1 protein-coding gene is annotated in these 713 nt (G+C 52.9%); it reads left to right on the forward strand.

Features of this window, described 5'->3' with window-relative positions; translation table 11 throughout:
• Positions 1-126: 126 nt before the first annotated feature.
• Positions 127-713, forward strand: a 587-nt coding sequence (locus ABRP88_RS11400; RefSeq protein ID WP_349837262.1) for a transposase, incomplete at its 3' end; no start/stop codon positions are given.

Raw genomic sequence — 713 nt, forward strand, 5'->3', positions numbered from 1 at the left:
GGTTGCGTCCGCTAGTGTGGTGTATCTGTAACCCGTGGTAAGCCTCGTGCCGGTGCACAATAAGGCGACCATCACGGGTACCTTTCGAATCAACTTCAACCTATCCTCGAAAGGAATATAACCGCGATGGCCGCTAACCCCCATCATATCGATCCCACTGCGTATCTGGAAGAATTGCTCACCCAAGCCTCCCCAGACTTGATGCGCCAGATGCTGACAGACTTCATTAACCAGATACTTTCAGCTCAGGCTGACACGGTCTGCGGCGCTGATTACGCCACGGTATCTCCACAACGGACTAATACCCGCAATGGCTACCGTCACCGCTCCTTAGACACCAGAGTAGGCAGCATTGATGTTGCTATCCCGAAACTACGTCACGGCGCATTCTTTCCCGACTGGCTCTTAGAAAGGCGCACACGCACCGAACGAGCCCTGACTACCGTGATAGCCACGTGTTATCTCAAAGGGGTCTCCACTAGACGCATGAATGATGTGGTGGCCACGCTGGGTATTAACAATCTGTCGAAATCACAAGTGTCTGACATGGCCAAAGAACTCGACGAGATGGTCGCTGACTTTAGAGCCCGCCCTCTGGATTCAGGACCGTATTACTACTTGTCCTGTGACGCGTTGACCATGAAAGTCCGCGAAGGCGGACGTGTCGTTAAAACCAGCGTGCTTATCGCTACCGGTGTTAACAAAGACGGCTA

It is taken from the genome of Corynebacterium sp. KPL2734 (genome assembly GCF_040225595.1).
Taxonomy (GTDB): domain Bacteria; phylum Actinomycetota; class Actinomycetes; order Mycobacteriales; family Mycobacteriaceae; genus Corynebacterium; species Corynebacterium rhinophilum.